This window comes from Kitasatospora sp. NPDC048407 (assembly GCF_043200475.1).
Classification (GTDB): domain Bacteria; phylum Actinomycetota; class Actinomycetes; order Streptomycetales; family Streptomycetaceae; genus Kitasatospora.
Genome location: NZ_JBICXW010000012.1, coordinates 22,993 through 35,203, shown reverse-complemented (window position 1 = coordinate 35,203; position 12,211 = coordinate 22,993). Strand labels below are relative to the sequence as shown.

General features: G+C 71.6%; 11 protein-coding genes. 5 read left to right on the top strand and 6 right to left on the bottom strand.

The window, feature by feature from the left end; all coding sequences use genetic code 11:
• Nucleotides 1–236: 236 nt before the first annotated feature.
• Both ACGFWJ_RS22015 and ACGFWJ_RS22010 read right to left on the bottom strand, forming a co-directional pair.
• Complete coding sequence (locus ACGFWJ_RS22015) at nt 237–1,457, bottom strand: acetyl-CoA C-acetyltransferase (RefSeq protein ID WP_392952101.1); 1,221 nt, start codon at nt 1,455–1,457, stop codon at nt 237–239.
• A gap of 57 nt (nt 1,458–1,514) precedes the next feature.
• On the bottom strand, nt 1,515–2,624 hold the full coding sequence (locus ACGFWJ_RS22010) for an SGNH/GDSL hydrolase family protein (protein ID WP_392952099.1): 1,110 nt from the start codon (nt 2,622–2,624) through the stop codon (nt 1,515–1,517).
• A gap of 324 nt (nt 2,625–2,948) precedes the next feature.
• Between ACGFWJ_RS22010 and ACGFWJ_RS22005 the strand changes: the two genes are divergently transcribed.
• The 4 genes from ACGFWJ_RS22005 to ACGFWJ_RS21990 all read left to right on the top strand — a co-directional run bounded on the left by ACGFWJ_RS22005 (nt 2,949) and on the right by ACGFWJ_RS21990 (nt 7,982).
• A complete protein-coding gene (locus ACGFWJ_RS22005; RefSeq protein ID WP_392952096.1) occupies nt 2,949–4,349 on the top strand; it encodes a cystathionine beta-synthase in 1,401 nt (466 codons plus the stop codon).
• A 408-nt stretch (nt 4,350–4,757) separates the two neighbouring features.
• Nucleotides 4,758–5,087: a hypothetical protein gene (locus ACGFWJ_RS22000; protein WP_392952094.1), complete on the top strand. Its 330-nt coding sequence runs from the start codon at nt 4,758–4,760 to the stop codon at nt 5,085–5,087.
• Nucleotides 5,088–5,241: 154 nt separating this feature from the next.
• Nucleotides 5,242–6,510, top strand: a complete 1,269-nt coding sequence (locus tag ACGFWJ_RS21995) for an Ig-like domain-containing protein (RefSeq protein ID WP_392952092.1) — start codon at nt 5,242–5,244, stop codon at nt 6,508–6,510.
• A 110-nt stretch (nt 6,511–6,620) separates the two neighbouring features.
• Complete coding sequence (locus ACGFWJ_RS21990; RefSeq protein ID WP_392952089.1) at nt 6,621–7,982, top strand: hypothetical protein; 1,362 nt, start codon at nt 6,621–6,623, stop codon at nt 7,980–7,982.
• Between the two features lie 147 nt (nt 7,983–8,129).
• On the opposite strand, the gene ACGFWJ_RS21985 is transcribed toward ACGFWJ_RS21990, so the two are convergent.
• Nucleotides 8,130–8,339 carry a hypothetical protein gene (locus tag ACGFWJ_RS21985; protein WP_392952086.1) on the bottom strand — a complete coding sequence of 70 codons (210 nt, stop codon included), beginning with the start codon at nt 8,337–8,339 and terminating at the stop codon, nt 8,130–8,132.
• Here ACGFWJ_RS21985 and ACGFWJ_RS21980 point away from each other — a divergent pair.
• Nucleotides 8,338–8,829: a DUF1203 domain-containing protein gene (locus tag ACGFWJ_RS21980; RefSeq protein ID WP_387637944.1), complete on the top strand. Its 492-nt coding sequence runs from the start codon at nt 8,338–8,340 to the stop codon at nt 8,827–8,829. The two genes, ACGFWJ_RS21985 and ACGFWJ_RS21980, sit on opposite strands and share 2 nt — an antisense overlap.
• Before the next feature lie 7 nt (nt 8,830–8,836).
• Here the strand turns inward: ACGFWJ_RS21980 and ACGFWJ_RS21975 are convergent, their stop codons facing one another.
• The 3 genes from ACGFWJ_RS21975 to ACGFWJ_RS21965 form a co-directional block, all read right to left on the bottom strand.
• Complete coding sequence (locus tag ACGFWJ_RS21975; protein ID WP_392952083.1) at nt 8,837–9,202, bottom strand: cupin domain-containing protein; 366 nt, start codon at nt 9,200–9,202, stop codon at nt 8,837–8,839.
• Between the two features lie 115 nt (nt 9,203–9,317).
• Entirely contained in the window at nt 9,318–10,433 is a 1,116-nt protein-coding gene (locus ACGFWJ_RS21970) for a hypothetical protein (RefSeq protein ID WP_392952080.1), read from the bottom strand.
• A gap of 19 nt (nt 10,434–10,452) precedes the next feature.
• Nucleotides 10,453–12,102 carry a M48 family metalloprotease gene (locus ACGFWJ_RS21965; protein WP_392952078.1) on the bottom strand — a complete coding sequence of 550 codons (1,650 nt, stop codon included), beginning with the start codon at nt 12,100–12,102 and terminating at the stop codon, nt 10,453–10,455.
• Between the last annotated feature and the right edge of the window lie 109 nt (nt 12,103–12,211).

Below are 12,211 nucleotides of genomic sequence, written 5' to 3'. Positions count from 1 at the left end.
TTCCCGCCCGTTACTGCAGAGGCTGATGTCCGATTTGGCGGTGACTTTCCGACTTGTCCTTAAATTGCTGGGTAATGCCCTTCTACGCAGCGGAGTTGATCCAATCCGGTGCGTCGATATTTCGGTCCCGGAGGGCAAAAAAACGGGCCGGATCGCACCATGGGTGTGATCCGGCCCTCAATTACGTACGGTGACTCCGGACGGGTGAGACGTCCGTCACGGTGTCGACGCGGAGGTCAGCTCAGCCGCTCGATGACCATCGCCATGCCCTGGCCGCCGCCCACGCACATGGTCTCCAGGCCGAACTGCTTGTCGTGCCACTGGAGCGAGTTGATCAGCGTGGTGGTGATCCGGGCGCCGGTCATGCCGAACGGGTGGCCCACCGCGATCGCGCCGCCGTTGACGTTCAGCCGGTCCAGGTCGATGCCCAGGTCCCGGTAGGACGGGATGACCTGCGCGGCGAACGCCTCGTTGATCTCCACCAGGTCGATGTCGCCGATCGACAGGCCGGCCCGCTTCAGCGCCTGCTTGGACGCCTCCACCGGGCCGTAGCCCATGATCTCCGGCGAAAGCGCCGAGACGCCGGTGGAGACCACCCGGGCCAGCGGGGTGATGCCCAGCTCGCGCGCCTTGGTGTCCGACATGATCACCAGTGCGGCCGCGCCGTCGTTCAGCGGGCAGCAGTTACCGGCCGTCACGGTGCCGTCGGGGCGGAACACCGGCTTCAGGCCGGACACGCCCTCCACCGTCACGCCCGCGCGCGGGCCGTCGTCCGCGCTCACCACGGTGCCGTCCGGGAGCGTCACCGGGGTGATCTCGCGCTGCCAGAAGCCCGCCTTGATCGCGGCCTCGGCCAGGTTCTGCGAGCGGACGCCGAACTCGTCCTGCTCGGCGCGGGTGATGCCCTTCAGCGCCGCCAGGTTCTCCGCGGTCTGGCCCATCGCGATGTACGCGTCCGGCAGCAGGCCGTCCTCGCGCGGGTCGTGCCACTCGCCGCCGCCCGTTTCGGCGCGGTGCTTGGTGCGGGCCATCGCCTCGTCGAACAGCGGGTTCATGGTGCCCGGCATGCCGTCCGAGGTGCCGTTGATCGACCGCGAGACGGTCTCCACGCCGGCGGAGATGAAGATGTCGCCCTCGCCGGCCTTGATCGCGTGCAGCGCCATCCGGGTGGTCTGCAGCGAGGACGAGCAGTAGCGGGTGATGGTGGCGCCCGGCAGGTAGTCCATGCCCATCTGGACGGCCACGATGCGGGCCAGGTTGTGGCCCTGCTCGCCGCCCGGCAGGCCGCAGCCCAGCATCAGGTCGTCGATCGTGCGCGGGTCCAGCTCCGGGACCTTGGCCAGCGCGGCACCGATGATCTGCGCGGTCAGGTCGTCCGGGCGGACGTCCTTCAGCGAACCCTTGAAGGCCCGGCCGATCGGCGAACGGGCGGCGCTGACGATGACGGCTTCGGGCATGACGGGCTCCTCGCTGAGTGACCTCGGGGTGCGATCCGACGGATCTCCCGGGGAAAGTTACCGCTTGGTAGCTCCGGCGTCATCCGCCTCCGGATGTGAGTTGGCCGACGCGATCGCCCGCGGCCACTCCTGGTCCGCGACCGCCCCGGGATCCTGCCTCGCCGCGTCGCCGCCCGGCAGCGCCAGCCGGAAGCGCTGCTTGAGCGTCGCCCACCGCCAGGTGCCGTTCGACGGGCCCGCCGCCGTCACCTCGGTACCCGAACGCCCCGCCGCCGCCGCGGCCGCCACCGCCACCGGCAGTACCGCCTGCGGCTCCAACGGCCCGCCCACCGCGGACGGCGTGTCCTGCGGCCACAGGTCGAGCGCCGCGCACACCGACGGCAGCAACGCCATCGACGCCGTCGCGTACCCCTGCGCGGACGGGTGGTAGCGGTCCGCGGCGAACAGTTCCGGACGGGTCGCGAACTCCGGGCCCAGCAGCGATCCCAGCGAGACCGTCCGGCCGCCGGCCTCCACCACCGCGATGGTCTGCGCCGCCGCGAGCTGCCGGCTCAACCGGCGCGCCACCCAGCGCAGCGGCGGCCGCACCGGCTTGATGGTGCCCAGATCCGGGCAGGTGCCCACCACCACCTCGCAGCCCGCCGCGACCAGCCGGCCCACCGCCTCGCCCAGCTCCCGCACACTGGTGGCCGCCGGAGCGTGCCTGGTCACGTCATTGGCACCGATCATCAGCACCGCGATGTCCGGACAGTGCGCCAGCGCCCGCTCCACCTGCCTCGCGAGATCGCCCGAGCGGGCACCCGACTTCGCCACGTTCACCAGCCGCACCCGGCGCTCGGCGACCGACGCCAGCCCCGAGGAGAGCAGCGCGCCCGGCGTCTCCTGCGCGCGCTGCACACCCAGGCCCGCGGCCGTCGAATCGCCCAGGAACGCCATCACCAGCGGCGGACGCGAATCCAGCGGATCGGCGAACGCCTCGCCGTGCATGCCGTCCGCGCGCGGCGGATCGCCGCCCAGGATCCCGATCGCCCGGACCGCCATCCGGCTCTCGGTCAGCAACACCCCCGCCAGCCCCACCCCGAGCAGCCCCAGGCCGCCACCGCCGTACGCGGCCGCCGTGGCGATCCGCCGTGCCACCCGCACCCTCGACGCCTGCGAGCCGGCCATCGGCCACCCCCTCTCCTCTTACACCCAGACTCGTACCCGCCCACGTACCCGCCCACCCCGCCCCGCTACCCGGCCACCCCCACCAACCACCCACCCGGAGCCCCGGTGGGGCCTGGTGCGCCGAGGTCGTTTTTCCGAAGTCTGTGCGGCGGAGGGCCTTCTCGGTGGGCTGATGTTCGGTGGTGGTGGAGTGCCGGTGGGTGCCGCGAGCGGTTTGTTCGGGCGGGGCGGGAGACATGGGGTGGATGCGCACGGTGGGTGCGAAGGGGGCCCTAGGCTGGGGGTTTCGGCAATCAGGGCATGCCATGGACCGGGAGGATCCCCGTGCGGTACCACAATTCGATCATCGAGCTGGTCGGCGACACCCCGTTGGTGAAGCTCAACAAGGTCACCGAGGGCATCACCGCCACCGTGCTGGCGAAGGTCGAGTACTTCAATCCGGGTGGTTCGGTCAAGGACCGGATCGCGATGCGGATGATCGAGGCGGCGGAGGCCTCCGGCGCGCTCAAGCCGGGTGGCACCATCGTCGAGCCCACCAGTGGCAACACCGGGGTGGGGCTGGCGATCGTGGCCCAGCAGAAGGGCTACAAGTGCATCTTCGTGTGCCCGGACAAGGTGTCCACGGACAAGATCAACACCCTGCGGGCGTACGGCGCCGAGGTCGTGGTGTGCCCGACCGCGGTCGCGCCGGAGCACCCGGACTCGTACTACAACGTCTCGGACCGGCTGGTCCGTGAGACCCCGAACGCCTGGAAGCCGGACCAGTACTCGAACCCGGACAACCCGGCGTCGCACTACCACTCCACCGGCCCGGAGCTGTGGGAGCAGACGGACGGCCGGATCACCCACTTCGTGGCGGGCGTCGGCACCGGCGGCACCATCTCGGGCACCGGCCGGTACCTGAAGGAGGCGTCCGGCGGGAAGGTCCAGGTGGTCGGCGCGGACCCGGAGGGTTCGGTGTACTCGGGCGGCACCGGCCGTCCGTACCTGGTGGAGGGCGTCGGCGAGGACTTCTGGCCGACCGCCTACGACCGCGAGGTCGCGGACCGGATCGTCGCGGTGTCCGACAAGGACTCGTTCCAGATGACCCGCCGCCTGGCCAAGGAGGAGGGCCTGCTGGTCGGCGGCTCCTGCGGCATGGCCGTGGTGGCCGCGCTGGAGGTGGCCCGCGAACTGGGGCCGGACGACGTCGTGGTGGTGCTGCTGCCGGACGGCGGCCGCGGTTACCTGTCGAAGATCTTCAACGACGACTGGATGGCCGACTACGGCTTCCTGCCGACCGCCACCGACGAGGCGCACATCGGCGAGGTGCTGGCCCGCAAGGACGCGGTGGAGCACGAGGGCATCCCGCAGTTCGTGCACATGCACCCGGGCGAGACGGTCGCCGAGGCGGTGCGGGTGCTGCGCGACTTCGGCGTCTCGCAGATGCCGGTGGTCTCCCCGGGTGCCGGGCACCCGGACATCATGGCGGGCGAGGTCGTCGGCTCGGTGGTCGAGCGCGAGCTGCTGGACGGCCTGTTCAACGGGCGGATCGAGCTGACCGACACGCTGGACAACGTGATGTCCAAGCCGCTGCCGGTGGTCGGTTCCGGCGAGTCGGTGACCAACCTGATGACGGTGCTGGAGAAGGCCGACGCGGTGGTGGTGCTGGTGGAGGGCAAGCCGCAGGGCATCGTCACCCGCCAGGACCTGCTGGCCTTCCTGACCGCCCGGGCCGGTCACTGACGTTCCCTCAGGGGCGGCGCCCCGCCCGGTACGTGGACGTCACAAGCGCGCATCATCCGGTTAACACGGCTCGGGCATGGTGGTGGACACGGCAAGAAAAGCCGGGAAAACGGTGACGGCGGGGGTCGGGAGCGGCTCTCCGGCCGCCGCGGTCACCAGGGGTTCCGACGGTCGGCCTGACCCGTCCGCCGGGCCCGGTCCGCGGGGCTGCCGTCGTCCCGCCCCTGGCAGGTTCAGGGTGTGACGGCGCCCGTGGCGAACATCGCGTCGTGAGGCGCGGCTTCCGCGTACTCCCGGGTGGGGGAGTGCGCGCGGAGGCGGCAGGGCCGGTCCGGGTTGTTGCCCGGCCCGGCCCTCGCCGCGAGGGCCGTTTCCGGATGGGCCGTGCGACCCCCTACGCTCGCTGTCATGACCAGCAGCATTGACCTGCCCGAGCAGGACGCCCCCCGTTACGTTCGCCTCACCATCGAGCTGATCGCCGAGATCACCGACGAGCAGGCCCTGAAGGCCGCCGCCCTGACCCAGGTCGCGGACGACGAGTACCTGGACGACGAGGAGCGCGCCCAGGCCGTCGAGGCGATCGAGGTGGACCCGACCGGTTCGCTCGCCCACTTCGTCGACCCGGTGGCGCTGCTCGGCGACGTTCCCGGCGTGGAGCTCGCCTCCGCGACCTGGGAGTCCGCCACCACCGCCTACGACCCGGACGACGAGGGCTGGGACGAGTACGAGGTGAAGTGAGCCCCGGCGCTTTCGCGCTCAGGCCCGGTCCGGAGATCCCTAGAACCAAGGATCTCCGGACCGGGCCTTTTTGTCCGTTCTTTGGACCCCTTGAGTACTCTCGTATGATCTGCACATTTTTGAGTGATCTTGAGAGATCCAGGGACCGAGGAGCGTGGACGTGACCGCAGCCGAGAAGCAGGACGGGCCGCTCGGCGGCAGCTGGAGCCGGCGCGGCGTACTCGCCGGGCTGCTCGGCGCCCCCGTGCTGCTGCTGGCCGCGTGCCAGAGCGGCGACGGCAAGTCCACTCCGGTCGGCGGCGGCGGTGCGAGCGCGGGCGGCCAGAGCCCGTCGACCAGCCCGAAGGCGTCCGTCGCGCAGATCGCCATCACCCCGGCCGACGGCGCGACCGCCGCGCCGTTCACCGCGCCGGTCACCGTCACCGTGCAGGACGGCACGCTCACCTCGGTCACCGTCACCGACGGCGCGGGCAAGCAGATAGCCGGCCAGCTGGCCGCCGACGGCGCCAGCTGGACCACCACCGCGCCGCTCGTCAGCGGCAGCAAGTACACCGTCGCCGCCGCGGCCGAGGACAAGGACAAGCGTCCCGCGGACGCCAACGCGAGCTTCTCCACCGCCTCCCCGGCCAACACCTTCGTCGGGTACTTCAACCCCGAGGACGGCTCCACGGTCGGCGTCGGCATGCCGGTGACGATCAACTTCAACAAGGCGATCACCGACCGCAAGGCCGTCCAGCAGGCGATCACCGTGGTCTCCGACCCGCCGGTGGAGATCGTCGGCCACTGGTTCGACTCGACCCGGCTGGAGTTCCGCCCGCAGCAGTACTGGGCCAAGGGCACCACCGTCACGCTGAAGCTGCGGCTGAAGGACGTGGCCGGCGCCACGGGCGTCTACGGCACCCAGTCCAAGGACGTCACCTTCACCGTCGGCCGCAGCCAGACCTCGGTCGCCGACCTGAAGGCCGACACCCTCACCGTCACCACCGACGGCAAGGTCACCGCCACCTACCCGGTGATCGGCGGCTCGCCCGACCACCGCACCTGGGGCGGCAAGATGGTGATCTCCGAGCGCTACAAGGAGACCCGGATGAACTCCGCCACGGTCGGCCTGGGCAGCGAGTACGACATCCCGGACGTGCCGCACGCGCAGCGGCTCACCACCTCCGGCACCTTCATCCACGGCAACTACTGGTCGGCGGCGTCCCAGTTCGGCAACTCCAACACCAGCCACGGCTGCATCGCGCTGCAGGACGTGCAGGGCGGCAACAGCACGACCACCAGCGCTGCCCGGTTCTTCGCGAGCTCGATGGTCGGCGACGTGGTCGAGGTGGTCAACTCCGGTGACCGCACGGTGAATCCGTCGAACGGACTGAACGGCTGGAACATGTCCTGGGCGGACTGGAAGGCCGGCAGCGCGCTCTGACGACCCGTCAGGCGGGGGAGTCTCTCACGGCAAGGTGGGGGCGCCGTAAGAGTGTCCTTAACGAATGGTAAAAATATTCGCATGCGGGGGGGCATGCGGGTGTGTTGAGCTTGCCTCCGCGGCAGGGCCGATCGGGCCCGAGTTCCGCCTTCAGGCACAGGAGTTCAGCCATCAACACCGCCACCAGCCGGTCTGTCCGCGCCGGCATAGCCGTCACCACCGGAGCCGTCCTGATCGCCGCCGGCGTCACCGCCTGCGGTACCGCCGAGAAGCTGAGCGCCGGCCAGAAGGTCACCGGGGCGTTCAAGAAGCTCGGCGACGCCAAGTCGATGAGCCTCCAGCTCTCCTTCGACGCCACGTCGGACCAGATCGTCGCCTTCGGCAAGGCAGTTGACGACCCGATCGAGAAGAAGAGCGCGGACCTGCTGTCCGACCTGGTGCTGAACGTGTCGCTGAGCGCCGACAAGCCGCTCAAGGACACCGAGGTGTTCAAGTTCAACACCTCCGACACCACGAACGACTCGTACGACCTCAAGGGCGTGGCGGTCGCCTACTCGCTGAGCGCCAAGAAGTCCGGCAAGACCTACGCGGACGTCCGACTGGTCGGCGAGCGGATGTACCTGAAGGCGGACGTCCGCGGCATCGCCGAGCTCGCCGGCAAGGACACCAAGGAGGTCGACGAGTTCGTCTCCGTGCTGCCCGCCGAGGCCGGTCCGATCAAGGACGTGGTCGACGGCAAGTGGGTCTCGCTGGACGTGAAGAAGATGCAGGACGAGATCAAGAAGTCGAAGGCCCCCGGCACCGACGCGGGCGTCAGCTCGGGCTCGCCGCTGGACGCGATGCCCGGGATGGACCCGGCGGAGCTCAAGCACCTCGTCAAGTCGCTGAAGGCCGTGATCTCCAAGAACACCTCGGTGGAGGACAAGGGCAAGTCCGGCGACGCCGACGTCATCGAGGTCTCCGCCCAGGCGCGTCCGCTGATCGAGGGCCTGGCGAAGACCGTCGAGAAGGCCGTCACCGGCAAGGACGCCCTCCCGTCGCTGCCGACCGGCGACTTCGAGGACATCCCGGACCGCAAGATCGCCGCCGACGTGATGATCAAGGGCGGCAAGGCGCAGGCCATCACCTTCGACCTGATGCAGCTCGCCGACAAGCCCGACGCCTCGGCGCACTTCCCGCTCCGGCTCGGCATCAACTCCGACGCGCCGGCCATCGACGCCCCCAGCGGCGCCACCGAGCTCGACCTGCAGAAGCTCGGGGAGGCCTTCATGTCGATGGCCGCCCCCGGTGGCAAGGCCGGCGGCAAGGGCAGCGGCTTCGGCTCGGACGGCCCGGACGCCACCCCGCTGACCGACGCCCAGTACGCCGAGCTGGCCGCCGCCGGCATCGACCACGACAAGGCCAAGAACCTCAACGCGGCCGGCCTGTCGTTCCAGGACATCAAGGACTTCGCGGACGCCATCAAGGGCTGACCATCAGTCAACCCCCGTTCGCCTCACGGCCCGTCGCAGCCCCGGTTGCGGCGGGCCGTCGCCTTGCTCCGGCTCGGCCCGGCCGGTCCATCTCCGCGTAGATCATCTCGCCCATGTCGCAAGTGATCGCGACGCGAACACAAGTGATCACGGCGAGGAGTTCATCCCTGCGGAGACTATCTCCGCGTAGATCATCTCCCCCGGCGCCAACGCGGACACGATCGCTGCAGCCCCCGCCACCGACAACGCCGACCCCGAGCGTGCCGCGCAGCTCGCGCCCGCCAGCAGGCGGTGCCGCAGCGCGACGTCCGGAACCCGCCGGACCGCCGCGCCCGGTTCGCGCAGGCTGGGGGTCATGAACACCACCGACACCACCCTCGACGTGCGGGCCGTTCCCGCGCAGACGCTCGCCGAACTGCGGCGGCTCGACGACAGCGGGCGCTGCCACCCCGTCACCGTCACCGAGGACGGTGGCTCGCCGCTGCGGTGCTGCCTCACCCGGGCCCGCCCCGGAGACCGGATCGTTCTGCTGTCGTACGCGCCGCTGCGGCGCTGGGCCGAGGAGACCGGCTGCGACCCGGGAGCGTACCTGGAGACCGGGCCGGTGTTCGTGCACGCCGACCCGTGCGAGGGCTTCGCGGGCGGCTGGCCGGACGGCTTCCACGGCGGGCAGCGAGTGCTGCGGGCCTACTCCGCGGACGGCCGGATCCTCGGCGGCCGGGTCGGCGAGCCGGACGAACTGCCCGAGCTGGCCGCCGAGTTGCTGACCGACCCGGAGATCGCCGTGGTGCATGTGCGGGCCGTCGAGTACGGCTGCTTCATGCACGAGGTGCGGCGGGCCGGCTGAGCGGGAATCAGCTGCGCTTCGCGTAGTCGGTGAAGCCCTGCCAGTCGACGACCACGCAGGCCACGTCGCCCAGCACCCAGGCGTCGTGGCCGGGCGGGCAGATCATCACGTCGCCCGCGCCGAACTCCTCGGCCTGGCCGTCGTCCATCTCGATCCGCATCCGGCCCGAGATCACGTACCCGGCGTGCGAGGCCTGGCAGCTGTCGGTGCCGGCGATCGGCTTCACGTGCTTCGACCAGCGCCAGCCCGGCTCGAACACGCCCCGGCCGACGCCGCCGGACTTCAGGTTCACCAGCGACACCTGCCCCTTGCCCTCTTCGAACGGGCGGACCTCCTCGGGGGAGTCCAGATTCATCCGTACCAACCCGGCCATTACCGCTCACCTCCGGCCGACAACGCTCCGTGCCCCCGTCGCCGGGCTCGGCAACGGGGGCACGGCTGACGTTCCCATCCTCGGCAACCGTCGCGGATCGCGCCAGGCACGGCGGTCAGTCCGCGGTGGCCGCCAGCACGATGTCGATGCGCCGGGTGACGAACCTGTCGACCGGGTCCGCCCAGTACGTCCACGGCTCGGGGACGATCGGGCCGAGCGCCCGCAGGTGCGGCATCGCGTCGGCGGGCCGGCCTGCCTGGGCCAGCACCCAGACCAGCCAGCCGTGCGCGTAGCGGCGGTGGCGGTCGTCGGGGTCGGCCAGTTCCAGGTCGGCCAGCACCGCGGCCACGGCGGCCTGCACCTCGGGGGCGGTGTACGGCTCCTTGTTCCCCTCGAACTGCTCGAAGTACGCCTCCAGCTTGAGCGCGGACAGCAGGCTGCCCTTCGGGGCGGCGGCGACCGCGGCGTCCACGAAGGCGTGCATCTCCTCGTGGCTGCCCTTCCACTTGGCGCACCAGTACTGCAGGGCGCCGGTGTGGGCGGAGAAGTTGTGCGGGTCGCGGGAGACGATCTCCTGCCAGAGCGCCCGGAAGCGCTCGTTGTCCCAGCTCTGGCCCATCGCCAGCGGGATCTGGGCGACGAACGGCAGCGGGTCGGCCGGGTCGGCGAGCCGGACGGCCTCGGCGGCGGCCGCCTCGGCGTCGCCCAGCACCTTGCGGAACGCGGCCCAGCGCTCCGAGGTGACCGCGGCGGCCCGCTGGCTGGTGCGCACGTTCCAGGCCAGCACGACCAGCGAGTCCTGGGCGAGGATCGCGGCGTCCGCGTTGTCCGGCTGCTCGGCGCGCCAGGCCAGCAGCCAGGCGTCGTTCTCGGCGGCGGGCTCCGCGAAGCGGCGCATCAGACCCCGGCGCCGGTCGTGGTCGCCCGCGGCGGCGGCGAGCAGGTCGGCGACCGGGTGCCAGTCGCCCGCCTCGAGGGCGGCCAGCGCCGCGTCCACGTCCGGGCCGGCCAGGCCCGGATCCAGGATCAGCTCGTCCCCGGGGACCAGTCCGTGGTCGGCCGGGTAGATGGTCCGCCGCTTCCGCTCCGCCTCCTCGTACCGGGCGATGGTGGCCTTGGCCTCCTCGGTGCGGGCGTTCAGAGTGGCGACACGGCGCTTCATCAGCCAGGGGGCCAGCTTGAGGGCGGCGATCAGGACCAGCGGGATGAGCAGGATCAGACGAGCGTCCATCGAACGGTTCTCCGGGAGGTCAGGACTGCGGGTCGGCCGGGGCGGCGGCCTCGGCCAGCAGGGCGCGCAGCGGGGCGGTGTCGGGCGCGTCGGCGACGGCGGCGTCCAGCGCCTCGGGCAGCCGCTCGCCGGTGTCGCCGGGCAGCACCAGGGCGGCCGGGCGGCTCCAGGACAGCTCCCAGCGGGCCTGCTGCTGCGAGGCCAGGGCGAGCACCGTCAGCGCGCGCAGGGCCCGGCGCAGCAGCGGGCGGTGGAACTCGCGGGCGGCCCGGCCGGTGGCCTGCGCGGACTCCTGGCTCTGCGGCAGCCGCCCGGCGATCTCCGCCGAGCGCCCGGCGTCCAGCGCGTCCAGCATCGCCTCGGCGGTGCCGGGCAGGCCGCTGTCGGTGAGCGCGCGCAGCACCGGCTCGGCCTCCTCGCGGGCGTACGCGAGCATCGCCTCGTGGACCAGCTCCGGCCAGTCCAGGCGGCGCATCTGCGCGGCCTCCGGGATCAGCGCCAGCGTCTCCAGCTCGGCCAGCCGCCGCTGCGGGTCGCGCAGCAGCCCGAGCGCGGGCCGGTCCTCGCCGAGGCCGGGCAGGCCCGGGGTGTCCGGCAGGGCCTCGACGGCGGCGACCCGCTGCTTGATCGGCGGGTGCGAGTCGTACGGGTCGGGCTGCTCGTCGGGGAGCTCCAGACCCATGTCGGTGAGCTCCTTGCCGCGCTCGGGGTCGGTCAGCAGGCGGTCCAGGCCGCCGAAGAACTGGCCGGGCAGCGGGAGCAGTCCGGCGCCCACGCCCATGGTGGCGTAGCTGTTCAGGTAGAAGCCCTGCGCGGCGTCCAGCACGGGGATGCGGCGCAGCGCGGAGGCGGTGGCGTCGCGGCCGGCGATCCGGGCGGCGTGCCGGTCGGCGGCGTACTCCTGGCTGCGGCTGATCGACTCGGACACCCGGAAGTACAGCTTGGCGTACAGGGTGAACAGCTTGGCGAGGTAGCGCTCGACGCCGCCGTTGCCGGCGTCCGTGTCGCGGGCCTTGCGGCCGCGGGCCTCCCGGGCGGCGTTCTTCGCGGCGATCTCGGAGGTCCGCTCGGCGACGTTCTGGTCGGCGCCGTGGTGCAGGGTGGCGATGGTGTGCCCGATGGCGGCGCGGCCGGCCACGGTGGCGGCCGCCAGGCGGACGTCGTTGTTGGCGTAGTGGCCGAACTCGTGGGCGAGCACCGAGTCCAGTTCGGCCTCGGTCAGGCCGATCAGCAGCGGCGCGCCGATCACCAGGTGGCGGGGGCCCGGTATCAGGCCGAGCAGCTTGGTCTCCTCGTACACACCGGCGTTGACCTGCGGCACCAGGCGGATCTCGGCCGGGCCGCGGACACCGGTGGCCGCGGCGATCCGGTCGACCCGGTCCCACAGCTCGGGCTGCTCCTCGCGGGTCAGCGGCAGGCCGTCGTGGCTGTCGTCGCGCGGACGGCGGGTCAGGAACACCACCCGCACCACCGGGTAGGCGATGGCGGCGCTGAACAGCACGATCTTGGCCGTTCCCAGGCTGAACCGGCCGGTGTTGACGATCAGTTCGAAGTTCAGCCAGACCAGGCCGGCCACGATGGCCGCCGCGAGCAGGTAGAACCCGGCGAGCAGCGTGACTGCCAGCAGGGCCCGGGTGGACGTGCGCATGCCGGTGCGCTCGGTGGACATTCCGCGCCCCCAAGTGTCGATCGTGTGTGCGGCTGGCAGATCGTAGCGGTACGACCTGGCCCTTTGCGAAGCGATTGCGATGGCGGCACGGCCGCCTGACGCGCCGCCA